The following is a 22,305-nucleotide window of genomic DNA, read 5'->3' as shown; positions in this document are numbered from 1 at the left end:
GTGTGTAATGCTTACGGTCACAGGGCTTACCAAGTCTTTCGGCAGAGAAGTTATACTGGATGACGTAACGTTCACGGTAAATGCCGGGGACCGTACGGGCTTAACCGGCAGGAACGGTTCCGGTAAGACTACCCTCCTCAAGCTTATCGTGGGGGAGGACCAGGCCGATTCGGGCCTCATTTCCATGCCCAAAGGCTATACGGCGAGCTATCTTTCGCAGCACATCCACTTTACCGAGAGATCCGTGCTCAAGGAAGCCTGCGCCAACATGCACGCGTCCGACGATGGCCGGGACGAGAGCTACCGGGTAAAAGCGATCCTTTCGGGACTCGGTTTTTCATCCGCGCAGTTTGATTTCGATCCACGGATGCTCTCCGGCGGATACCAGGTAAGACTGAACCTCGCGAAGATACTGGTCTCCGAGCCAAATCTGCTGCTTCTTGACGAACCCACTAACTATCTCGATATCCTGTCCATCAGATGGCTGACCCAATTCCTTAAGACCTGGAAGAGCGAGATGATTCTCGTGACGCATGCCCGGGCATTTATGGATAGCGTTACCACTCACACCATGGGTATACACCGCAAAAAGGTGAGAAAGGTGGCGGGTGATACGGAAAAGTTCTATAGACAGATTATCCAGGAAGAAGAGATTTATGAAAAGACCAGAATCAACGATGAGAGGAGACACAGGGAAATAGAGCAGTTCATCAACCGGTTCAGGGCTCAAGCGACCCGTGCCCGGGCCGTCCAATCAAAAATCCGCATGCTCGAGAAACATGAAAAGAAGGCGAACCTCGTGGAAGAGAGAAGCCTCGATTTTGAATTCAAGGCAGCGCCATTCCCGGGCAAATGGCTCGTGGAGATCGACGATCTCTGCTTCTCTTTCACAGATGCCGCCCCACCCATCATTGATGGTTTGAAGATAGCGGTCAAGAAGAAAGACCGGATCGCGGTTGTCGGAAAGAACGGAAAAGGAAAAACAACGCTGCTTAAGCTCATTGCAGGCGAGCTCGTGCCCCAACGGGGCGCAATACGGCCGAACCAGAATCTCGTGCCGGCCCACTTTGGGCAGATGAACGTGGAACGTCTTGATCCCAACAAAACTGTGCTCGAAGAGATCTTAAGCGCCCACCAGGAGTATGCCCTGGCCAGCGCCAGGGCCATCTCAGGCGCTATGCTCTTTGAAGATGACAAGGCCATGAAAAAGATCTCGGTACTTTCCGGCGGTGAGCGCAGCAGGGTCATGCTCGGCAAGATTCTCGCCAGACCGGCGAACATGATTTTACTCGATGAACCTGACAATCACCTCGACGCAGAGTCAATAGACGCGCTCATAGAAGCCATCGACGAGTTTGACGGGGCCGTGATCATCGTGACGCACAGCGAGATGATTCTCAAGGCCGTCGCCACCAGACTGCTCGTATTCGACGCAGGCGGTCTCACCCTTTTCGAAGGTGGATACGCAGACTTTCTGGAACGGGTCGGCTGGGCAGATGAAAGAACCGCGCCCGCGGTAGACATCGAGATCGCATACGAAGAGCGTGAAAAGGTCCCAACTAAAAAGGATTTGAGGAAGCTACGGGCGCAGATCATAGCTGATAAGTCGAAAGTACTGACCCCGCTCAAAAAAAAGGTTACCCACCTCGAACAGGAGATAACCGATCTCGAAGCGGCAATCGACCGTGATAACAAGGCGCTCATCGCGGCCTCGCGAAACGGGCAGGGAAAAGACATCGAATCGCTGTCGCTCGCCATCTACACAGCGGGAATAAAGATCGAGAGACTCTTCGAAGAACTTGACGCGGCAACCGGCGAGTACGAGAAGAAATCCGCCGTTTTCGAAGGCCGCTTACAAGAGCTTGCCGGAGAATAACTGCCCTTTCAAGCGTTGGTAGCCCTGGTCATGTGTCGCCCACAGCGAGCATGGTCAAGCTCTTTTCGTTCATCTTATCCCGCATGCGCTCTCCACTTCATTATCAGGTCCCTGCGATACTATCGGCACCTTACAACCGCGCCGCCTACTTCCCCAACCAGGAGTCTTCGGGCGTCCACGTAATGGCCGGCGTTTCGTAAAAACCGTGATTATGTACATAGGGCTGGCTCACGCTGGCCATGGATTGGCAGAGAAGCAGTATCTGAAGACAATACTTGTCGCTCATGAGCTTCATCGCCTCCCGAATTGATTTTTGCTTGATTTTGAAATCGGAGGCACCGACCGCATCCTGGATAGCCTTAACATAATCCGCGGGCGCAAGTGTCTGGGTGAAGTATCGGTTTCCTCCGCTATACATCTGTGACATGGGAATCACTACGTCTACGTAGGGCGAGAACATGTCCTCGATGAGCCCTTCCCAGCTTCCTCCCTCCTGGGTGATCTTGTTGTATCGTTCCTGCTGGATCGGCTCGAGCGCCGCATCGATCCCGACCGCCGCCAGATATCCCTGGACGGCAGTGAAAACCAGATCGCTCTGCGGGTTCACGCGGTAGGTTATCTTTGTTTTGAATCCGTTCGGATAGCCCGCTTGAGCGAGCAGCTTCTTGGCCAGGGCCGGGTTATAAGGATACCCTCGGACCGCCGGGTTATAGGCCCAATGGCCTTTGTAGATCCACTGGGTGGCCGGCTCCGCCTCGCCGTGGTAGATTGTTTTGACGATCTTCTCCGTGTCGATGGCATGCTCTGCAGCCTGGCGTACCTTGAGGTCGGAGAAGGGTGACTTGGGGTTTGCCGAGTCGGGCATAAGGCTCATAGCCCCTGAACCCACTCTCGGGTTATTCACCGCGTACCCGTCCTTTTTCAAATCCGCTAAGTCTTTGGCGTCGGGCGAGAGAAGCACCTCCAGTTCGCCCTTCTTGAAGCTAAGCAGTCTGGTGATGGAGTCGTTTATCGCATAGTACTCTATCCTGTCCAGATAGGGCTTACCCTTCTGCCAGTAGCCGGGAAACTTCTTGTACACGGTAGAGGTCCCCTTTTCCCAACTCACGAACTCGAACGGACCCGTGCCCACAGGATGGCTCGCGCACCATTCTTCGCCGTTTTTCTTGTAGGCCGTAGGCGATATCATCATGCCGAGCCTCTGGGTGAAGCCGCTCGTCACGGTGCTATCCCATTCGGCGAGGTTGATGCGGATTGCAAACTCATCAACGATATCAATCGATTTGAATTTCTCCGTCCCCGGGGTCTTGACCGACGCATACAGATCCAAATTCCACTTCACCGCCTCGGCATTGAAATTCGTGCCGTCATGGAATTTCACCCCTTTTCTCAAGGTGAGAAGGATGGTTTTGCCCTTCGCATCTTCCTTGAAGCCGGTAGCGAGCCACGGGGTCGCCTTCCCTGTCTTGTCAAGACGAAAGAGCGTTTCCAATGCGGGAACGGCCTGCCTCTGACTGTAACTGTTCGGCATCTTCGGCGGGTAGCCGATCGATATGCCGTCAAACCGGTCAGCCACCCTCATGGTCCCGCCGTACCGGGGGAGCGGTGCTTTGGGTTTGGCCGTTTCTGCGGAAAAGACCAGCGGAACACAAACAGCGAATATCAGGGCACAACAGAGTAATCCGGCCGACACGTCAAAACTTTTGCGTCTCATGGTTCTCATGCTTTCCTCCTCCATTGATTATGTGTTCCCTTACTCTTTCCGTAACTTTAGCACAGGAAAACCGGATAGGCAACTGTCACAGTCGTACTCTCTGCGAGCCCCTGTTCTCAATTAGTGTCTCCATATCGGGTGATTAGTGAGAATGTTTTCTTCATGGTACCCCTTTTTAAAAAGGGGTACCATGAAGCCGGGAAGAGAAACGTGAGAATCTGTTCTTCCTACGTGGCTGATTTTTCAAAAGCGCTCTTTGGCGCATTGCAGATCGGACAGGTCCAATCATCGGGTAACTGATCGAATGGCACCTTTTCAACATCCTCCTCATAGCGGTAACCGCACACGGAACATACCCAGACCATACTTACCTCCCTCACGTATATTTTATAGTCTACTCCTAAGCGCCGTCGAAAGAGTGGTGCTCGACCTTTATGAACCATGTATCCGGGCTCGTGAGATACTCTTCGGCGTCTCTTAACGACATGTAGTGTTCGCGCTCGATCACGGAGAGCAGATTGAAGAATTCCTTTTCTTTGGGGTCCGTGGAGGCGTCCCTCAATTCCGCGTAAAACTTGGTCCCCCTGTTCTCAAACTCCACGGCCGTTTTGATGGCATCAAGGTCGCCAGAATCCGCCTTGGCCGCCTTGTCGAGGTCCTTGATCGTATTGAGAAGGATGTCTTTGATATTCGTGTTGTTCACGGTGAGCGGAACGGATTCGGGCCATTTTTCCTGCTTCTCCCATGTACGATGAAGCTCTTTGAGTCGATTGTAATGTTCCAGTTCGTCGAGGGCAATCCGCTCAAACATGGCCTTGCCCAGGCGATTGCTTGTTCTCTGTGCATTCTTTAGATAGAATTCACGTTCCCTTGTTTCGTTGTTCAGGGCCACTTCCAATGCATTGAGGCGGTCTTTATCATCCATAGGACATCTCCTTGTTGTGCGCGTCTATTCCATGAGTACGAGACCGTACATGTCCCGTTCTTCCCCGCGCTCACGCACAACTCTAATGGGCAGGTTATGCTCCCTCGCAGTTTTGAAAACATCGATGCCGCAGGCTTCCATGGAAGGTCGTGCACGCTCCGGGTGCTTGCAGCTCGCCGTGGTGTCACAGGTTCTACACCCCGCGCACGGACCGCTGCCTATGCCGAAAGCCTTGTAATAACCGTCAAGAAAAAGCATGGTCTCCAGGTCCACGACAACATCGCTCAATTTTTCCATATCTTTTTGATCCTTCTTCCAGTGGCGGTGAAGAAGTATGCCATGGCGGTACGAGTCGAGAGTAGAGCGCATCTGATCGGGGGTCGGGGAAAAAGGCGGACAGGTAAGGGTTTGTCCGTACCCGGCACAGCCGAACTGGCATTTTAGTCTCACCCATGGGGCGGTGAAGACGCGGCTCGTATCCACAAGGACTGCATGGTCTACGCCCCGGGTAAGGACTTGAGCGATGTAGGTCGAAGCCTTTTTCATTCGATTTTAACAATATAGGCCAGATTGCGGGATTGGTCAAGCCAGTAAACACGGATGATTTCTCGTGGTATTTGATTATCGGACGACGTTCTGTTTGATGCTTGACGGCTGCAGAAGGATACCGGCGTGACCGGGTCAACCCGACGTCTCGTCAGCAACACAACACGCCTGCTTCCTGCCGAGCTTTTGGTTTATAAGCGCTGAAGCACAGCCTACGCCTGCCCTGACTGTCAGTGCGCCGTGAGGACAATTGCGTTGGCAGGCACCGCACTCAATGCAGGCATCGCGCTCGCCGATTTCGATCTTTCCGTTAGAGCGTCGTAGCACCCGCCGAGGACAAACGGTAAGGCACACCCCACAACCGTTGCACGCCTCTGGCCTGTGGACAAGGGTGACTACGTCTTTGAGATACAGCATGGATTGCATGTCGTCCCCCTACCCTCCTGAAATGGCAATGATCCATAAGATGAGACCCGCTCCGATACCGCCAATCTCAAGAGGAAGGGCAAAGCGCATCTCCTTTTTCACACCGGACAGCGAGGTGAATGTGGACGCGCCGGTAAAATTCATTGCAAGATAGGCAGCCATGGCGGGAATTGAGATGAGAAGCGCGACCGTTTCGAGAAAACTTAGGCCGTGGACAAAGAAGATGACCGACAGAGCCGATAAAAGACCCATAACCAGTCCTTTCACGGAAAAAGCCCGGCCGGGGAGCCACGGAAGCAGAAGCGGGGTGAGTACAGCACCCGCAACGATGGAAGCCCCGATCGCGAGGGCAGGGGTCATAGACCAGGCATACGCCTTCGATATTACGAGGCCTGAAACAAGAAACGATATGACAAAGAGCCCCGCAGCAACAATAAGCCCGCCTCTCACGGCCGGCACGATTTCCATTGGGACAAGCGCCAGCCTTTCCATAAACTCGAACCTTTTTGTTCTCATCGGTTCTTCCGCCTTGAAACCCTGACTCACGAATTCAGGTATATCTTGAGCCCTTACAGGTCCGTATATAACCTGAAAACCGCAGCGTTTCTTGACCTCGTAACCAGCCACGCCCGGTCCCGCAAGCTGAGGAAGTATGAGCTTTCTGTGAGCTACCACATGGGCAAGGCGACTCGATTCGATACGATCCACTAGCTCGTCGGTCCCGAAGGTGCCTTTGCCTGCGGCACACCACACGTTAATACCAAGCGTGTCGAGCACAAGTATCCACCCGTCTACCGAAAAAAGGGCTCTTCGAACCAGATCGAACGTGAGCTTGTAGTTCGCCGTGACGAAGACGGGAGATTCGGCATCCGGAGCCCCTATTGCATAAAGACCCGGATCCACCCTGTATTTCATCCGCCCGATTCCCCATCGCACCTTGAAAGCGCCCATGAGGTCAGTACGGCTAAAGACATTCGATACCGTGGGCACAGGACCGGCGGGGGTTTCGATTGTACCTGTGACAAAAGGTTGATCAATACGAGGAGGCCTCATCGGGCCCCGCTTTTCTGAGGGGCCTCAGCAAGGTTGAGTTTCGCGGGCCACAGGCTTTATGATTGGCAGAGCTTCCATATGCTTCATAATAGAACATTCCGAGGTGCTTGTCAAGGCGTTCATATCAATATTTGTTTGATTGTTAATTACTGATATGGTTGACATATATGTAAATTTATATTATAAATATTAAATGACATTGATATAAGTGGAGGATAGCGTGAAAGAACTTCTCTCACTATTCAAGGCATTATCCGATGAAACAAGATTACGGATTGTGAAGCTCCTTGAGGAGGGTGAACTCTGTGTGTGCCACATCGTAGCCGCCGTTAATATGTCGCAGTCCAAAGTCTCCTTTCATTTGAAAGTTCTCAAGGATTCAGGGCTCGTAAGGGATAGACGGGAGGGGAAGTGGATGCATTACCGCCTCAACGAATCGGACCTGTTTAAGCGGCTCATCTTTCTTTCTATCGCTGAGCGGGTAAAGGATGAAGATATAGCAGACGATAGACAACGATTGGAAGCCTTCATCGCGTTGAGGTCAGCGGAATTCGCCGATATGGCCGCCGGGTGCTGCAGGAGCGCGTGAGCATGGATGATCCCGTCCGAAGACTTTCATTTCTTGATCGCTATTTGACGCTCTGGATTTTTCTCGCCATGTTTGTGGGTGTTCTCTGGGGGTATGTCTCTCCAGGCGTTGTCGGCTTCTGGAATCGGTTTCAAACGGGGACAACCAACATCCCTATCGCCATTGGTCTCATCCTCATGATGTATCCGCCACTCGCCAAGGTCAGATACGAAGAACTGGGTGAAGTATTCAAGAACTGGCGAGTTCTTCTGCTTTCCCTCGTGCAGAACTGGGTAGTCGGCCCGATTTTTATGTTTATCCTCGCTATTGCCTTTCTCAGAAATTATCCGCAGTACATGATCGGTCTCATTATGATCGGTCTTGCCCGGTGCATCGCCATGGTCATCGTCTGGAATGACCTCGCAAAAGGGGATGCCGAATACTGCGCAGGTCTTGTGGCCTTCAATTCCATCTTTCAAGTCCTCTTCTTCTCCGTATATGCCTACATATTCATCACGGTCTTACCCCCGATGCTCGGCCTCAAAGGAATGGTCGTTGATATTACCATCGGCCAGATTGCGAAAAGCGTTTTCATCTATCTCGGCATTCCCTTCATCGCCGGTGTCATAACCCGATTTGCTTTAATGAGTATCAAGGGCAAGGCCTGGTATCACGAGCGCTTCGTCCCAAAGATAAGCCCCATCACGCTTATTGCCCTCCTCTTCACCATACTCGTCATGTTCTCTCTCAAAGGTGAGTACATAATCAAAATACCTCTTGATGTGGTGAGGATAGCCATACCGCTTTTCATTTATTTCGTCGTCATGTTCCTGCTCTCTTTTTTTATGAGCGCCAAGGTGAAGGCCCACTACGGACAAGCTGCCACACTTTCCTTTACCGCCGCCTCGAACAACTTTGAACTTGCTATTGCCGTTGCAGTCGCTGTCTTCGGGATCAATTCCGGCGAGGCCTTTGCCGCTGTCATCGGCCCTCTTGTGGAAGTGCCCGTGCTTATTAATCTCGTGCACCTTGCCCTCTGGTTTAAGAAGAAGTACTTTCTATACGCGGTAGAAGCGCCAAGCGGGGTCTGTTACTATACATGCAAATGAGACGACAAGTCGTCAGATTAAATAACTGAAAGCGAGGCAAAGAATGGCACATTTCAAAGCAGGATGAGTGGACTGAGGGGATGATTATACACCGCCACCAGTTAGCTGGCGCGTACTGAAGTTCGTGGACGATTCGCAGGCTGGTATTTTCGGTTTGGATGAGACATTCGCCGAACTCTATTCTGAAGGAAGACAGGCGAACGCCGCCGCCGAAAAGATCGTCACAAGATTGGAAGCTTATAAGAACTATATACCCTCATCTGAAAAGGCTCGAAAAGAGTATACCTACGCTTTGCTCAAGGAATACCGGCAATATCTCAAGGATCAAAGGGAGAAAGACAAGTGATATTGCGGCCGATATCAGTATCCAATGGCTTATGCTCCGGGTTGAGAGGAAGCATCTTCCTGATACGGTATAGAAGCCGGCTGGAATCTTCTACGATGTTTGTAAAGATTAGTAGGAGGAAATGACATGGATAAGAAAAGGGTCTTATTTGTCTGCGTGCACAACAGCGCCCGGAGTCAGATGGCTGAGGCGTTTCTCAACTTTCTCGCTGGAGACAGGTTTGAAGCCGATAGTGCCGGGCTTGAACCCGGAACGCTCCATCCTCTTGCCGTTGAGGTCATGAGGGAGATCGGCATCGATATCTCGCACAAGAAGACTAAGAGCGTCTTTGACCTTTTCAAAAAGGGAGAACTCTTCTCCTACGTTATCACGGTCTGTGATGCCGCGTCCGCCGAGACGTGCCCGGTTTTCCCCGGCCTGTTGACCGCACAGCTCCACTGGAGCTTTGAAGACCCTTCCGCCTTTACCGGAACCCGCGAAGAGAGGCTCTCGAAAATGCGGACTGTCAGAGATGCGATAAAAGAAAGGATCGAGAGATGGGTCAGAGAAGTGACGACATGAAACCGCTCTTCACGAACGATGAGGCAATCAATGGTCATTTCAGAAGGGGGACAGACATGAAGGGGAAACTGCAGTTTACCATTTCCGGGGTTCTGACCATTCTGTGGGGTATCGCCCATCTTTTTCCAGCGAGTAGTATTGTCCGTGGTTTTGGTGACATCACGCTCAACAACAAACGGATTATCCTGATGGAATGGATAAACGAGGGCCTTACCCTCATTTTTATCGGATCGCTTATTATAACAATCACCTTCATCAAGAGCGCGGGGGCGGGGGCGAAGAAAGCGGTCTACATTCTGTGTTTGGTCATGCTTGTGACGATGGCTGTGGTCTCGCTACTCACCGGATTTAAGATAGATTTCATAGCATTCAGGCTGTGTCCCCTTATCTTTGTCTTGTCCGCCGTGCTATTACTCGTCGGCATGTTACGAGAAAAAGGGAGGCTATGGGGTCTTTATCCCTGATGGGTCATACGCAAGGAAGACCGTGATGTCACTGCTGTTGCCACAGAAAGATTCTCGGGGGGGTACAACTAAAGTTCGGTCAGTGCTTTACGCCTTCCGGGAAGAGAATGACCCGCCGGTATGGGCCGTTGTAGAACCAACTACCATAGCCCAAGTGTGGGTCCGTCCTTCCTGGCAGTCCTTCATCAATCTACGTTTGATCTTCTTTGTCCTTGACGGTAAATTTCTGCCGCACTTCGTCCGCCTTTCCGCAGGATTTACTTCCCTCGGGACATTTTCCCGTTACACATGGCGGACCTGACCGTTCGAATATCACCGGTGCAACACGTTGTACGAGCCGCAACATTGCATAGGCCAACGCACGAATTTCCCACTGCGCCCGGTTGCATAATCGTAAGCTGAAGAAGTAGAGAAGCTCGCGGGCGTTCATAGTCATCACGATCTTTGTCTCCGCGGCATTCGGCAGAATGAAGCGTGCATCTTCCCGGGCGTTCTCTATATCGTGACCAGCCTGGCACAGCGCATCCACCAGGTCTTGGTAGCTCTTCTGAATATGTCCCATGAGTTCTTCGAAGCGGATTTTCAATTGATCGTCGTCCTCGATTGAACGAGGAATGATATAATTGAATCGCTTTTCGTCTACGTAGCGTTGAGATTGCTGGCTGTATGACGCCAGACGATGCCGGACGAGTTGATGAGAACATGCCCGTGATATCCCTTCTATAGCAAACGTGAATGAAGCATGCTCGATGGGGCTTAGATGCCCGGCGGCGATAAGCCCTCTCAAAAATGCATTATTGTCCGTCTTCTCGACGGAAGAAAGAACATCTTCCACACCGAGGGGGCTATAGCAGAGTTTGGCCGCCGCACTGATCGCTTTTTCCGCTTCCGGGGTGTGGCCCGTGAGAAGTACTTTAAGTTCAGTTTTCACCGTAATCCTCTGCGAATAAGAGTATCAGACACCGATACCGCGCAGTCTTAAGTCCTCTGTCTTTTTGCTGGAACAGGCTTCACAGCGGTACTCCGGATTAGGAACCTCCGAGCGGTCGTATTCGGCTGCCCTCACTATCCGGTAACCGCGTGTTTCTCTTCCGCAGTCTGTACAAACCATTGCGTCTTTAACCTCCCACTGCACGGAAAGGTTCTTCGACGTAAAAATGAACATATCTACCCAGAAGAAGATGAGGCCGCCGATGAAGTTCGCAATGACCGTGCCAGTTAGTTTGCCCATTCCTGCAAGCACGATGAGGACGCCCGCAAGAATCGGGGTAGATAGCTGCCAGCGGATAAGGTATAGTCCGTAACGTTTCATATTTACTTTTTTCCTCAACGCGGACTCCTTCACAATATTGTGCTGCGCGTGCCGCGAGCCTCAGCCGTCTATAGAATCTCGTAGATATCAAAAGCCTTTTTGATCAGATCCACGGCAACTTTCGGATGGAGCCTTGTTTTATAGGCCTCCTTCAGCCTTTTTATGACCGCTTCAGTGGTGCCGATGCCGGACGGGCAATTCCTTGAAATCCATTCCAGTATGATAAAGGCATTGTTGACCGTCTCCCCCACGATATCACGCATAGCGTAATGAGGATGCCCCACGAGCCCAAGATAGATGTCCCCGGAGTTAAGCGCGATGACGAGCTCCTTCTGGAAGATCACCTTCTTGGCGTGGCGCGCTGCTTTAACAGCCCGGTCAGCATGGTGCGGACCGGAAAAGAAACTGAGGAAACCGTCTCCTACACATTTGACCGGCACGCCGTCGAACTTGAGCGCCGATTCTGTAAGGTGATAGAAAAGGACATTCACGTAATCGGCCGTTTCTTTGGATGTCATTGACGCCGCTCGCTCGGCAAAATGCGCAATACCCGAACAGAGAACCGTGGCCTCAAAAATACCGTTTGCGGCGTCTGTAATACCCAACAGATAATCGGTGCTCACGTCGAACAACCGTGCGATCTTTATCAAGGCATCAACATCAGGTTGATTGGAACCCCGTTCCCATTTTGAAACCGCTTGCGGGCTGACCTGTAGCGCGTTCGCCAGATTAATCTGTTTCAATCCGCGCTCTTCTCTCAACCTGCGTATCTTCTGACCAACGTTCATTGTATATATGTATAATGGAATTCTCCCTGAATCAAGGGACTCAAAGTTCAAATAAATCAACCGTGGGTTGATGGCAAGGAAGGTGGGATTCTCATAGCTATAATGCAGGTCAAATAACCAAATGGCAGAGAGGTAAGGACTTGAATTCTATAATCTCTAAGCCTGTATTGGGTTTGCGCGAAAAAATGAACCTACCATAAATATGGTCCTATACCAGCCCCTTAGGTCTCATTGACTGGCGGTTACCGCTCAGAAGAGTGATCTTGTCCATATCTCTTTGTGCACTGTCCACAATTAAGAACTTTTTGGCAAGTTCATGCACTTGGAGTATGCTAATAATGGAGGCAGGTATAAGCGATCAAACCCAGAAACAGAACAAAGACTCCGATACGCCGAAGCGCAAGTATTACACCGGCGGCGGGTTAGGCAACTTAGTTATGGACGGCCTGTTGAAAGCGACTCGGGAGATAGCGGAGAAGGCAAAGATGCCAGATTGGAAAGAGCAGACGAAGCAACCGGAAGAGACCTCGAAGAGGCCAAAGGACACGTCGCTCTTCGAAAAGGCTGTCTCCTCGCTGAGAAACGCCAAGGTAGACTGGCGCAAACCTCAGAAAAATCTCTAACCCTACCAGGCACATAGCGGACGGGGTACCCCGGAGGTTTACTTTCCTGCCATCATTATGGAGTACCTCCCTCGGGGAACCTGGCGCACGCCACGAAATGGCCTTCTGCGACGCGCATGAGCGGCGGATCTAATTCATCGCAGCCCTGAATGCGGTGTTCGCAGCGCGGACCAAATCGGCAGCCCATGGGCGGGTTCAGGGGATCCGGAATTTCCCCGTAGAGTGCGGGGCGTTCTTTACGTTGACCCGGTTTGGAGCGAGGAACCGCCTGAAGAAGCCCTTTTGTATACGGATGAGAGGGGTGATCAAACACTTGCTCGGTTTCTCCCGTCTCCATGATTTTTCCAAGGTACATCACAGCCACGTGTGTGGTTATCTGTCGAAGCATAGCGAGATCGTGGGCAATAACCAGATAGGTCAAATGACGTTGTTCCTGAATATCAGCGAGAAGGTTCAAGATCTGGGCCCTAATGGATACGTCGAGCGCCGACACAGGCTCATCAAGTATGACAAGCGCCGGGTCAAGAATAATGGCCCTCGCTATGGCCACCCGCTGTTTCTGCCCTCCGCTCAATTCGTGAGGATATTTTCGTAAGCTTTCCGGTCCAATGCCCACAAGCCGCAATATCTCCTGCGCTTTTAACAGGATTGCCCTGCGGGGTATCTCCTTTTGCTGTATATCTAAAGGCTCGCTCACGATGTCGATGATCCGCATGTTAGGGTCTAAAGAGCTTGAGGCGTCTTGAAAAACGGGCTGTACGCGGGTGCGGTACCAAATGATCTCCTGCCGGTTGAAGGCAGTGATATCTTTGCTCTCAAAGAGAATCTTGCCGGCTGTTGGCTTTTCAGCAAGAAGTATAAGTTTGTTGATTGTGGTCTTTCCACTGCCTGATTCTCCAGCTATGCCAAAACATGTTCCCTTGGCTACGGAAAAACTTACCCCGTCAACGGCTTTCAATGTACTATACCCTCTGCGCAAGAATCCATTGGCAGGTATGAAAAAGTGTTTGGTCAAACCCTGAATGTCAAGAAGCGGTTCCATCACTAATCCGATCTATTCGCCCATAGCCAGCAGGCTGCTACGCCACCTGCTTCTGTGGGCATTGAGGGAGGGTATTCTTTTCGACAAATTTCCATGACCTCACTGCACCGCGGCGAGAAGCTGCATCCCGACGGAGGATTGAGCAAGCTGGGCGGCTCACCCTGTATCTGATAGAGCCTTTTCTTCTTCGTCTCCAATTCGGGCAGAGCCATCATGAGAGCCCTGGTGTACGGATGGGCCGGATCATCAAAAACTTTTTCCACACTTCCCGTTTCCACGATCCTGCCTGCGTACATGACCGCTACCCGGTCGCAGGTCTCTGCTACAAGTCCCAGGTCATGGGTAACAAGCAACAAAGCCAACCCATATTGCCGCTGCAATTCTTTGAGGAGCCTCAGGAACTGGTCCTGTATGGTCACATCGAGGGCTGTCGTAGGTTCATCTGCGATAATGAGTTTTGGTTGGCGAGCGAGCGAAATCGCTGCGAGCACTCTCTGCCTCATACCTCCACTGAACTGAAATGGATACTGGCTCAGCCTTAGCTTTGCCGAAGGGATCATGACCCGTTCGAGCATAGCTATTACTTTCTGCCGGATGAAACCTTTGTTCTGTCTTCTGTTATCAAGCCGTATCGCTTCTCCCACCTGTCTTTCGATTGTATGCACAGGGTTGAGCGATACGAGAGGGTCCTGCAATATCATGCCGATTTGCTTGCCGCGCCACCGCTTCATCTCCCTTTCTTTTTTTTGAACCAAGTCATCCCCTTCAAAAAGGATCTTTCCTCCGACGATATGGGACCCCGCGGGAGGCAAGAGTCTCACGATTGAGTGGCACGTTACGCTTTTACCGCAGCCTGATTCACCAACCATACCGAGGGCCTCACCAGCATCAAGATGGAAGCTCACGCCATCCACTGCCTTAACCACACCGACGCGTGTGTAAAAGTAGGTCCTTAAATCCTGAACCGTTAACAGGTGCTGTTTCTCTGCCATCGCTGGCGCTCCTCTAGTGCGCTCATAGTTGTTTTAATTTCGGGTCCAGCCGGTCCCTGATCCAATCGCCCATCATGTTTGCACCTAAAACGGTTATCACTATGGCAAAACCTGCAAATGCTGGCAACCACCATGCGGTTGAGAGATACATCCTGCCTTCGGCCATCATCAGGCCCCAGGCGGTCTTGGGCGGCTGTATTCCAAGGCCCAGAAAGGTGATCGATGCCTCTATGATGATGGCGCGTCCGAGCTGCAATGTAGCGACGACGGTGCTCGTACTCACGAGGTTGGGCATAATGTGTCTGACAAACATCCTGCCCGTTCCGCATCCCGCCATACGGGCCAATAATACAAACTCGCGTTCTTTGATGCTCAAGGTTTCTCCTCTGATTATCCGCGCATACTGGGTCCAGAACACAAGCGCCACGCAGATCGTTATGGTTATTAACCCTCCGCCCAGCGCCGCGCTGATAAGGATAGTAAGGAGAATAGCCGGTATGGACATCTGTATATCGACAATCCTCATAATCACTTCATCTATCCATCCGCCGAAATACCCGGCAACCATACCCAAGAAGATGCCCAGAACGCCTGCCAGAAGCACACCCGTGACAGCCACAACGAGAGAGGCTCTGGCCCCCTCCACGATCTTACTGTAAACATCCCGTCCCAGGTGGTCGGTACCGAGAAAGTAACTGGCCTGTCCGCCGAACAAGTATGGTGGCTGCATAGAGTGAGCGGGATTCATGGCCACCGGATCGTGGCTATAGAACAACGGACCTAACGTTCCGAATAGGAGAATCGGCATAAGGAGAAGCGCCGGCAGCAGTGGCAGTCTTTTGATCGTCGGCCATACCCCACGATACGAAGGCGTTTCGCTCATATCCTTCCCTTACCTACGTCGATGAAATCTCTGAACATCATGACATCGCCTATTCATAACGTATCCGCGGATCTATGATGCCGTAGGTCATATCCGTCGCAAGGTTCAGCAGTATAAAAAACGTTGACGTAACAAAGACACCTGTCTGAACAATCGAATAATCGCGGCTGTAAATGCCGTCCAATATAAGCTGACCAAGTCCCGGCCACCCGAATATGCTTTCCACGATGACCGCGCCGCCCAAAAGCCGGCCGAGTTGGATTCCACCCATAGCAATAACAGGGATCAGGGCATTACGAAGGGCGTGTCTCCAGACCACCACCCATTCGGGATTTCCTTTGAGGCGTGCGGTCTTTATATACTCACTCCCCATGACTTGGAGCATGGATGAACGGGTAAGCCGCATGATCGATGCCGCCGAAAACCATCCGAGAGTCAGGCTTGGCAAAATAAGATGCGTAAGCCCTCCTCTGCCGCTCGTAGGCAGCCAGCCGAGCTTTACCGAGAATATGAGCATGGCCATGATGCCGATCCAGAATTCGGGCATGGCCTGCCCGAGCATAGCAAAAGTCTTCCCCGAAAAATCCAGCCATGAACCCTTTCGTGTCACGGAAATCACGCCTATGGTTATGCCCAAGCCAACCGAAACCAAAAAGGCGAGCAGGGCCAACTGTATAGTTGCAGGCAAACGGTTGAGCACGAGTTCCAAGGCAGGGCGATGATACCGCGTGGAACGACCGAAATCGCCCTTCACGGAATTTTTCATAAAAATTAGATACTGTATCGGGATGGGTTTGTCGAGGCCGAGTTCCACTTTGACCCTTTGAATCTCTTCCTGCGACGCGTCCGCTGATACAAGGAGCAGAACAGGGTCACCGGAAAGCCGAACTGCCACGAATATAATGATGCTCACACCGATGAGCGTCAGAAGGCCAAGCATCAATCGTTTTAATATATATCTTCTCATGCTTCCCTATATGCCGCAGAATGGTATAGTCTACACTTGTTCATAAGCTTCCCTTCGAGGCTTAACCCATAAACGAGCATCTATGATCCGCCATGGTCTTTCGCGATGAACCTTGTATAAGGCAGGCCGCGCTCTATGGCTGGTTACCCGCCATAGATCTAATTCTTAATCCTCACGTCCTTAATGAGCATCAAGGGCTCCCGGTTTTTCTTTGTCAACGTAAACTCTACATTGGGTTTCATCGCGTAAACGTCGGTGGCTGTGTAAATCTGAATAGTTGCCACATCGTCATGTATCATCTTGATGGCGGCTTTGATCAGTTCACCCCGTTTCTTGTTATCTATCGTCGTCTCGATTGTCTCAATCAGTGCGTCCAACTTAGGGTTGAAATAAACCGCCATTCGCTGTTTGGAATAGTAGCCGGTTGATAAAGCCTCTGTGGGTTCGGGTAAGTGGGCCATGGGAACCGTGGCAAGGCCCACGTAGACCGCCTTGGGATCGTCATGCCATGCCCTGACTTTATCCAGCATCTGCGGGGCGTCTATCCCCTGAACCTTACAGGTAATACCCGCGGCGTTGAGATAGAGCGCGACGGCTTCAGCGGTCTCTTTTTGGCCAGCCACTCTTCCTGAAAAATAGTAGAGCGGCATTTCAAAGCCCTTGGAATACCCAGCCTGAGAGAGCAACTCCTTTGCCTTTTTCGGATCGTAAGGGTACGGTTTGAGCGTGGGATCATAACCGAGCTCACCGGGGGCGAGCCTTGCGTAACGCCCTGGAATCCCCTGAAACAGATTCTTCACGATACTGTCTCCATCAATAGCATAGGCGATGGCAAGACGAACCCGCTTGTCGTACCACGGGACGTCAGGGTTGTTGTTATGGAATTGGATGGAAGTGGGCGGGTGGGTCGGCAGCCGCGCGGTGCGGAAGCCGGCAGATTCGACGTCCTTCACCATTGCATACGGCGTGGACATAATAATGTCTGCCTCTCCGGACTTTAGCGTAGCCACCCGTGTTGAGTCCTCTTTGATAAATCTGAAACGCGCTTGTCTGACCTGAGGTTTGGTCCCCCAGTAGCTGTCGTTTGCCGTAATATCTATGTATTCTCCCAACTTCCACTCAACGAATTTGTACGGGCCTGTTCCGACTGGTTTGGAGACGAATTCGTTTTCACCCACCCTGTCATAATAAGTTTTGGAAACGATGGCGAGAGAACGCGTAGGTATGAAGAGGACATCAGGTATCTTGAAGATGAACCTGCATTTGTAGTCATCGACAATTTCGAATCTGTCCAGATTTCTCATTGCGCGCTGGTGTGTGGGATTTGTCTTGAGAGCCCTGTTGTGGCTGAATTCTACGTCTCTGGTGGTAAGCGGATCCCCACTGTGAAACTTGATCCCTTTTCGCAGAACGAACTCCACTACCTTTCCGTCACGCGACACGGTCCACGAAGCAATACCGGGCACAAATCTCCCATCGGGCGTCAAATCTACAAGCCTTTCGAAGATATTGTTGCTGATGGGCGCGGAGGTGACGCTGAACCTAGTTGTCGTTGGATCGAGCGTATCGGGCTCGGCCGCGACCGCTATGGTTATTTTTTGCTGGGACTTTGCCGCAGGCGCTCCGGCCGTCGTTCCAACGGTTATGAGGCTCAGGAACAATAAGACCAGGGCCGAACAAATGAACGCGGTTAACCTCTTGTTTTTCATCATGCACCTCCGTGTGTTGAATTTAGACAAGGGCTGTAGCTGCCCCGAAACCACAGGGCCGTTTTGCTCCTTACGTTATGTCCTTCGGGTCTTGTCATATCGAGTTGGCAATTCTCCATCCATCGGCAATGGCATCTGCTATCAGCCGGGGATCGCTGCAGTCCCCAACCGCGTACACTTCCTGGACTTTTCCGTGAAGACTTTTCAGCAATTCCGCGTTGGGCTTCATGGGTGGGACGGGTATGATACTATCCGCTTCGATGGTCTGTCTGTACCCCTCTTTCCTGAGCACCTTCAGCCCCCCGTCGGTAATCTCTTCGGGTTGTACCCCCGGCAACATGACTACGCCTTTTTTTCGGAACCACCAGAAGAGCTGCAGCTTCAAATGATGTATCATGCCTTCTCCCAAACTGTCCGCCGTATCGACGATGACGACCTTCCTGCCCCGCTTGACCAGGAACTCGGCAAGCTCGCATCCTGCAATACCGCCGCCTATTATAACAACCCGTTTACCGACAGGCATCCAGAGCCTTGTAAGTCGCCGTAAGTTTCTGGGTCCGACCAGCCGCAGGAAGAATTTCAGCGTGCGATGGAGTTCGGCGGTTCTTATCACGTTTGAGCCTTCGATACCGGGTATTTCGGGATCGACAGGGATGCCCCCCGCGGCCAATATGACCACATCGGGCCGCATTCTTTCAATCAATGCGGGATTTGCTTCCGTTGAGACCCTTACGGTTACACCTAATTTGTTGATCTGGTTCTTCAGGTGCCGCACTATCGCCGGCAGGTCCTCAATTTCGAGCCCCTTGACCATCGCTGCCAATGGGATTAGCCCACCAAGCCGGGAGGATTTTTCTAGGAGGGTGACCGCATGTCCCCTCAAGGCAGCCACTCTCGCTGCTTCCATGCCGGCAGGGCCGCCGCCGATCACTATTACCTTTTTCTTTGTTCCAGCCTTTTCAATTCCATAGGTCTTTGTCGTCCCTATGGCAGCGTTTATCCTGCACCGTCGAGGCGCGTTTTCTGCTTTGCAACAGGTACAAGAGGTACAAGGCACGATGTCGTCAGCCTTTCCAGTCGCAAGCTTGTTTGGAAACTCGGGGTCCGCAAAAAGACGTCTCGTTACCGCGATAAAGTCAGCCTTGCCCTCACGGAGTATCTTTTCCCCCAGCACAGGATCAAGCCTGCCTACAGTTACGACCGGGATAGAAACTACCCCTTTTACCGCGTGAGACATGGACGCATTCGCTCCTGCGCCGCGGCGGCTCATATCCAGTTCCTTGGGAAATGAGCTTAGCGGGACAGGGGGTTCGGGATAAAAAAGATGGTCTGTGAGAAAAGAGGCGTCGTGCCTTCCAATCCATTGAGACCGGACCTGGATCGCGTCGGCACCCGCTTTTTCGATAAAGCGGGCTACTTCTAAACCCTCGTGGAGTGTGAGGCACTCGCTTTGGTCTACATCAACGAGCTTACCTGTTTCAATACCGTTGATAAGGACCGTGACGGGAAAATCCCTTCCCAAACGTTGCTTGATGTGGCTGATGATCTGGACAAGAAATCGTGTCCTGTTTTCCATATTTTGTGATCCGTACTCATCATCACGCTTGTTCCAGAAGGGCGACAGAAACGTATGTATCAGGTGGCTGCAGGACGCATTAACCTCCACCCCGTCGAATCCAGCCTTACTCGCTCCTTCCGCATTCGTCACGAATTTCTGGACAATCTCTTGAATCTCGGTGGCAGTCAATTCACGGGGCATTGTATTGTGATTATCCATTTCCGAATAGACGCAGACAGAGGAAGGGGCCCTGGGTGCGTCGGCCGTTGGGGTGAGTTTCCAGTTTGCCATATCAGCCAGTTGCACAAAGACGGGGCAACCATGCTTATGGATCAGATGAGTCACCTCAGACATGGCCTGAACGTGAGATTCCCTGTCGAGTCGGAAACTCTTACCGCCCTTCTCGATGGACGGGCTCTCCATGATGATAAGACCTACACCGCCTCTGGCGTAAGCTTCATAGAGAAATTTGGCTTTTTCAGATACCGGGTTATCACCTTGAATCCAATATTGAAGGCCGGCAGCAGACTTTATGATCCGATTTCTGGTCCTCACCGAACCGATGCGAGCAGGTTCCAGAAGTTTTTCAAATCGCCGATTGTTTATCAATGCTATTTGCCTCTCAAGCAGAACGTGTTTCGAGGTGCCGCAGTAATTACACCGTCCATTCTACACTCCCGAGCTGTCCGGCGCAAGGGACTTCAATTCGCAAACCGTTCGTGAAAGATTCTGCGGTCCATCCTCTGTGACTGCAAATGTGTCTGCCAGAAGCAACCCCTCCTCGCGGTCCTACATCATGATCTGGGGGTGGTGTAAGGACCATGCCATCCTTTATTTGCGTGTAATCGCCTTCAAGGCGCCCTATGCCATCTCCGAGGTCCATTCCCATTCGATAACCGCACCAGAGCCCGGTCACGAATCCTTGGTTCCGTGTTTCCTCGGAAATGCGCCAACCACATCTGCAACCTGATTGCCGGGTCTGAGCTTTGACAGGCCTACACAAAGCGCCCTCTCCCGCCTCGAATATACGTACGTATCGACTACTGAGCCTGCCGAGACACAAAGGCCGCACAATCTGGGACTCGTATCGTTTGCGCACTTGTCTGGAACGAGCTCTGGTCATCTTTCCTTGTTAATACCATTACACCAGCACCATGTTTGAAGTCAACGTATATGTTGAATTGTATTTTAGCGCTGCCACGGTACCTCTGACCGCCGCCGTATCCGGCGCGACTCTCTTTGCTTCTATATTGCTTTTCGTACGACAGAACGATAAGATAATAGAAAAGCCCTTCCGGGACTGCCATTAGTCATCCACAATCCCTTTGTAGTCTACGACCCTTGCACTTTACCTTTTTTTGGGGGTTGCTCCGTTACCCACCGTTCCTTGCGCCTCAATCACTCAAGGACCGAGTATCCAACGTGATCCTCAAATACTCCATAGGTTTTATATACAAGCTATCAGGCGGCAGCCCTATTCTTTTTCCCGTGCTCTTGCTTTTTGTTCCGATGATTGCCGTTATGATCATCGGCGGTGGCTTGCTCCTGATTCGTGCCTTGTTCAAGAAATGACCGTCCTTCAGTCAAAGAAATTAGAAGTAAAACAGAGGTAACTTTTTGCGGGTACGAATTGAATGATTTCGAACAGATCCTCGGTGCGCAAGGGTGTAAAGCCCGGCGAAGGAAGTTTATTGACGCCCTCGGCAACGAAGAAGTGACGGAGATGCTGAAGCCACACAGAGGGAAACGGGAGCTAATGTCCCTTTGGATTAACTATCCCCGATATGCCGGGATCGTTTCTTATAGAGTTGGATATCCGCCTCACCTGGCCATCATCCGTAATTCTCCTTTCCCCCAGAATTCGTTCTATTTCTCCAATGAGCCTATCTATTTTTGAAGGAGGAGTTGTCTTCTTCACAAATTTTTGGATTTCCTTCTCAGAAAGTTGGTCGGCGTCTTCTTTTTTAGACAGTTGATCTAAAATCTAATGAAATTATTGAACACATATGGCGGACCCGAATGCAACCTATTCGAACCGCATCCGAGATCTCTGCTGACATCCTTATTTACGTGAATCAGCAGCGGATATTATACAAGACATTAGCCGACAAAGCAAACCAATTGCACGCTTTGGGCCTGTCGTATCAGGCAATATCCAAAGCCCTAAACATCAGCCGGCAAACAGCGAGAAGAGCCTGCCTGTTTAATCCTTGAACCGCCATCATCTGCCAAAGAGAGAGCCATCTCACCGTTGACAACCCGGCCTGTAACGCTTTGTGCTAGAATATTGATGTACAAAGCGCCAAGTTCGGGTTGCAGGTCAAGCGTATGTTGTGCTTGTTTCGATCCGTAATTCTCGTCCCTTCATAAAAACGAAATCATTTAGTTGTAGGTGTTAGCATCGCGTCTTGTATAGTTTTTGTACAGTAGACATAGCGTAATCCCCCATAAGCTCACGGAAGACATTACTGTAAAAATGTTTATAGATCAAGAATGGGTAAGGAACGGGCGGTGATCGGGAAAAGATCGTGAGGATATTGCAGACGACTACGAATCCAAAGGTTGCAAGTTCAATTCTTGCTGGGCGCATTAATAATATCAATAAGTTACACATTGCACCATAGTCTCTTTTATACTCATAGGTAACATATAGGTAACTTTTGAGGTTCATCCGGCTGTTATGTACTTTCTATACATAAGGGATTACTCTCTCTTTCACCTACGAGTCAAGCATTGGGCATATTATGAAGAACTGCGGATTACCGAAAGAAATGGTTGCTCCTGATGGCATCTCAGCCTTGGTAACCTGCCGCCTTCGCCGGTTTCCGGCTCACGTTTCCCGT

23 protein-coding genes and 1 tRNA gene are annotated in these 22,305 nt (G+C 51.3%); 8 read left to right on the top strand and 16 right to left on the bottom strand.

Translation table 11 applies throughout. The features are described from left to right. The first annotated feature begins 7 nt into the window (after positions 1 to 7). Positions 8 to 1,876: an ATP-binding cassette domain-containing protein gene (locus tag VMT62_11445; GenBank protein ID HVN97036.1), complete on the top strand. Its 1,869-nt coding sequence runs from the start codon at positions 8 to 10 to the stop codon at positions 1,874 to 1,876. A 145-nt stretch (positions 1,877 to 2,021) separates the two neighbouring features. Here VMT62_11445 and VMT62_11440 read toward each other — a convergent pair whose 3' ends face one another. The 6 genes from VMT62_11440 to hgcA form a co-directional block, all read right to left on the bottom strand. Further along, positions 2,022 to 3,599 carry an ABC transporter substrate-binding protein gene (locus tag VMT62_11440; GenBank protein HVN97035.1) on the bottom strand — a complete coding sequence of 526 codons (1,578 nt, stop codon included), beginning with the start codon at positions 3,597 to 3,599 and terminating at the stop codon, positions 2,022 to 2,024. A gap of 218 nt (positions 3,600 to 3,817) precedes the next feature. Beyond that, positions 3,818 to 3,955, bottom strand: a complete 138-nt coding sequence (locus VMT62_11435) for a rubredoxin (GenBank protein ID HVN97034.1) — start codon at positions 3,953 to 3,955, stop codon at positions 3,818 to 3,820. A gap of 35 nt (positions 3,956 to 3,990) precedes the next feature. Beyond that, entirely contained in the window at positions 3,991 to 4,515 is a 525-nt protein-coding gene (locus VMT62_11430) for a ferritin family protein (protein ID HVN97033.1), read from the bottom strand. Positions 4,516 to 4,539: 24 nt separating this feature from the next. Continuing rightward, positions 4,540 to 5,061: a DUF2284 domain-containing protein gene (locus tag VMT62_11425; protein ID HVN97032.1), complete on the bottom strand. Its 522-nt coding sequence runs from the start codon at positions 5,059 to 5,061 to the stop codon at positions 4,540 to 4,542. Positions 5,062 to 5,196: 135 nt separating this feature from the next. Next, on the bottom strand, positions 5,197 to 5,487 hold the full coding sequence (hgcB, locus tag VMT62_11420) for a mercury methylation ferredoxin HgcB (protein ID HVN97031.1): 291 nt from the start codon (positions 5,485 to 5,487) through the stop codon (positions 5,197 to 5,199). A 9-nt stretch (positions 5,488 to 5,496) separates the two neighbouring features. Next, the gene (gene hgcA / locus VMT62_11415) at positions 5,497 to 6,618 is read right to left on the bottom strand and encodes a mercury methylation corrinoid protein HgcA (GenBank protein ID HVN97030.1); all 1,122 of its coding nucleotides are present in this window, start codon (positions 6,616 to 6,618) and stop codon (positions 5,497 to 5,499) included. Between the two features lie 142 nt (positions 6,619 to 6,760). On the opposite strand from hgcA, the gene VMT62_11410 reads away from it, so the two are divergent. The 5 genes from VMT62_11410 (at position 6,761) to VMT62_11390 (ending at position 9,588) form a co-directional block, all read left to right on the top strand. Next, positions 6,761 to 7,129, top strand: coding sequence for a metalloregulator ArsR/SmtB family transcription factor (locus VMT62_11410; protein HVN97029.1), 369 nt, complete (start codon positions 6,761 to 6,763; stop codon positions 7,127 to 7,129). 2 nt (positions 7,130 to 7,131) lie between these two features. Continuing rightward, the gene (arsB, locus tag VMT62_11405) at positions 7,132 to 8,217 is read left to right on the top strand and encodes an ACR3 family arsenite efflux transporter (protein ID HVN97028.1); all 1,086 of its coding nucleotides are present in this window, start codon (positions 7,132 to 7,134) and stop codon (positions 8,215 to 8,217) included. Between the two features lie 124 nt (positions 8,218 to 8,341). Further along, positions 8,342 to 8,563, top strand: a complete 222-nt coding sequence (locus VMT62_11400; protein HVN97027.1) for a hypothetical protein — start codon at positions 8,342 to 8,344, stop codon at positions 8,561 to 8,563. 126 nt (positions 8,564 to 8,689) lie between these two features. Then, complete coding sequence (locus VMT62_11395; protein HVN97026.1) at positions 8,690 to 9,124, top strand: arsenate reductase ArsC; 435 nt, start codon at positions 8,690 to 8,692, stop codon at positions 9,122 to 9,124. Next, positions 9,100 to 9,588 carry a hypothetical protein gene (locus VMT62_11390; protein ID HVN97025.1) on the top strand — a complete coding sequence of 163 codons (489 nt, stop codon included), beginning with the start codon at positions 9,100 to 9,102 and terminating at the stop codon, positions 9,586 to 9,588. The genes VMT62_11395 and VMT62_11390 overlap by 25 nt, the downstream gene beginning before the upstream one ends. Before the next feature lie 190 nt (positions 9,589 to 9,778). Here the strand turns inward: VMT62_11390 and thyX are convergent, their stop codons facing one another. The 3 genes from thyX to VMT62_11375 are packed head-to-tail and all read right to left on the bottom strand — an operon-like array spanning position 9,779 to position 11,688. Then, on the bottom strand, positions 9,779 to 10,519 hold the full coding sequence (thyX, locus tag VMT62_11385; GenBank protein ID HVN97024.1) for an FAD-dependent thymidylate synthase: 741 nt from the start codon (positions 10,517 to 10,519) through the stop codon (positions 9,779 to 9,781). A 24-nt stretch (positions 10,520 to 10,543) separates the two neighbouring features. Then, positions 10,544 to 10,918 carry a hypothetical protein gene (locus VMT62_11380; protein ID HVN97023.1) on the bottom strand — a complete coding sequence of 125 codons (375 nt, stop codon included), beginning with the start codon at positions 10,916 to 10,918 and terminating at the stop codon, positions 10,544 to 10,546. 50 nt (positions 10,919 to 10,968) lie between these two features. Continuing rightward, entirely contained in the window at positions 10,969 to 11,688 is a 720-nt protein-coding gene (locus tag VMT62_11375) for a helix-turn-helix domain-containing protein (protein ID HVN97022.1), read from the bottom strand. Between the two features lie 338 nt (positions 11,689 to 12,026). Here VMT62_11375 and VMT62_11370 point away from each other — a divergent pair, with 338 nt between their 5' ends. Continuing rightward, positions 12,027 to 12,311 carry a hypothetical protein gene (locus tag VMT62_11370; GenBank protein HVN97021.1) on the top strand — a complete coding sequence of 95 codons (285 nt, stop codon included), beginning with the start codon at positions 12,027 to 12,029 and terminating at the stop codon, positions 12,309 to 12,311. Between the two features lie 55 nt (positions 12,312 to 12,366). On the opposite strand, the gene VMT62_11365 is transcribed toward VMT62_11370, so the two are convergent. The 7 genes from VMT62_11365 to VMT62_11335 form a co-directional block, all read right to left on the bottom strand. After that, positions 12,367 to 13,353: an ABC transporter ATP-binding protein gene (locus VMT62_11365; GenBank protein ID HVN97020.1), complete on the bottom strand. Its 987-nt coding sequence runs from the start codon at positions 13,351 to 13,353 to the stop codon at positions 12,367 to 12,369. 2 nt (positions 13,354 to 13,355) lie between these two features. Beyond that, the gene (locus VMT62_11360; GenBank protein HVN97019.1) at positions 13,356 to 14,345 is read right to left on the bottom strand and encodes an ABC transporter ATP-binding protein; all 990 of its coding nucleotides are present in this window, start codon (positions 14,343 to 14,345) and stop codon (positions 13,356 to 13,358) included. Between the two features lie 22 nt (positions 14,346 to 14,367). Further along, the gene (locus VMT62_11355) at positions 14,368 to 15,228 is read right to left on the bottom strand and encodes an ABC transporter permease (GenBank protein HVN97018.1); all 861 of its coding nucleotides are present in this window, start codon (positions 15,226 to 15,228) and stop codon (positions 14,368 to 14,370) included. A gap of 49 nt (positions 15,229 to 15,277) precedes the next feature. Further along, the gene (locus VMT62_11350) at positions 15,278 to 16,195 is read right to left on the bottom strand and encodes an ABC transporter permease (protein HVN97017.1); all 918 of its coding nucleotides are present in this window, start codon (positions 16,193 to 16,195) and stop codon (positions 15,278 to 15,280) included. A gap of 158 nt (positions 16,196 to 16,353) precedes the next feature. Then, positions 16,354 to 17,907 (bottom strand): ABC transporter substrate-binding protein, encoded by a 1,554-nt coding sequence (locus VMT62_11345; protein ID HVN97016.1) that lies wholly within the window; start codon positions 17,905 to 17,907, stop codon positions 16,354 to 16,356. 91 nt (positions 17,908 to 17,998) lie between these two features. Further along, the gene (locus VMT62_11340) at positions 17,999 to 20,071 is read right to left on the bottom strand and encodes an FAD-dependent oxidoreductase (protein HVN97015.1); all 2,073 of its coding nucleotides are present in this window, start codon (positions 20,069 to 20,071) and stop codon (positions 17,999 to 18,001) included. A gap of 1,144 nt (positions 20,072 to 21,215) precedes the next feature. Then, positions 21,216 to 21,380 carry a hypothetical protein gene (locus VMT62_11335; protein ID HVN97014.1) on the bottom strand — a complete coding sequence of 55 codons (165 nt, stop codon included), beginning with the start codon at positions 21,378 to 21,380 and terminating at the stop codon, positions 21,216 to 21,218. Positions 21,381 to 21,970: 590 nt separating this feature from the next. On the opposite strand from VMT62_11335, the gene VMT62_11330 reads away from it, so the two are divergent. After that, positions 21,971 to 22,051: transfer RNA gene (locus tag VMT62_11330), tRNA-Arg, on the top strand. Positions 22,052 to 22,305: the final 254 nt, after the last annotated feature.

The organism is Syntrophorhabdaceae bacterium, from assembly GCA_035541755.1.
Classification (GTDB): domain Bacteria; phylum Desulfobacterota; class Syntrophorhabdia; order Syntrophorhabdales; family Syntrophorhabdaceae; genus PNOF01.
This window is presented reverse-complemented; position numbering and strand designations above follow the sequence as displayed.

Bases quoted from the DNA above. Each gene is read 5' to 3' on its own strand.
- VMT62_11445 (HVN97036.1), top strand. From the start codon at position 8: ATGCTTACGGTCACAGGGCTTACCAAGTCTTTCGGCAGAGAAGTTATA.
- VMT62_11440 (HVN97035.1), bottom strand. From the start codon at position 3,599: ATGAGAACCATGAGACGCAAAAGTTTTGACGTGTCGGCCGGATTACTC.
- VMT62_11435 (HVN97034.1), bottom strand. From the start codon at position 3,955: ATGGTCTGGGTATGTTCCGTGTGCGGTTACCGCTATGAGGAGGATGTT.
- VMT62_11430 (HVN97033.1), bottom strand. From the start codon at position 4,515: ATGGATGATAAAGACCGCCTCAATGCATTGGAAGTGGCCCTGAACAAC.
- VMT62_11425 (HVN97032.1), bottom strand. From the start codon at position 5,061: ATGAAAAAGGCTTCGACCTACATCGCTCAAGTCCTTACCCGGGGCGTA.
- hgcB (HVN97031.1), bottom strand. From the start codon at position 5,487: ATGCAATCCATGCTGTATCTCAAAGACGTAGTCACCCTTGTCCACAGG.
- arsB (HVN97028.1), top strand. From the start codon at position 7,132: ATGGATGATCCCGTCCGAAGACTTTCATTTCTTGATCGCTATTTGACG.
- VMT62_11395 (HVN97026.1), top strand. From the start codon at position 8,690: ATGGATAAGAAAAGGGTCTTATTTGTCTGCGTGCACAACAGCGCCCGG.
- VMT62_11390 (HVN97025.1), top strand. From the start codon at position 9,100: ATGGGTCAGAGAAGTGACGACATGAAACCGCTCTTCACGAACGATGAG.
- VMT62_11375 (HVN97022.1), bottom strand. From the start codon at position 11,688: ATGAACGTTGGTCAGAAGATACGCAGGTTGAGAGAAGAGCGCGGATTG.
- VMT62_11370 (HVN97021.1), top strand. From the start codon at position 12,027: ATGGAGGCAGGTATAAGCGATCAAACCCAGAAACAGAACAAAGACTCC.
- VMT62_11365 (HVN97020.1), bottom strand. From the start codon at position 13,353: ATGGAACCGCTTCTTGACATTCAGGGTTTGACCAAACACTTTTTCATA.
- VMT62_11360 (HVN97019.1), bottom strand. From the start codon at position 14,345: ATGGCAGAGAAACAGCACCTGTTAACGGTTCAGGATTTAAGGACCTAC.
- VMT62_11355 (HVN97018.1), bottom strand. From the start codon at position 15,228: ATGAGCGAAACGCCTTCGTATCGTGGGGTATGGCCGACGATCAAAAGA.
- VMT62_11350 (HVN97017.1), bottom strand. From the start codon at position 16,195: ATGAGAAGATATATATTAAAACGATTGATGCTTGGCCTTCTGACGCTC.
- VMT62_11345 (HVN97016.1), bottom strand. From the start codon at position 17,907: ATGATGAAAAACAAGAGGTTAACCGCGTTCATTTGTTCGGCCCTGGTC.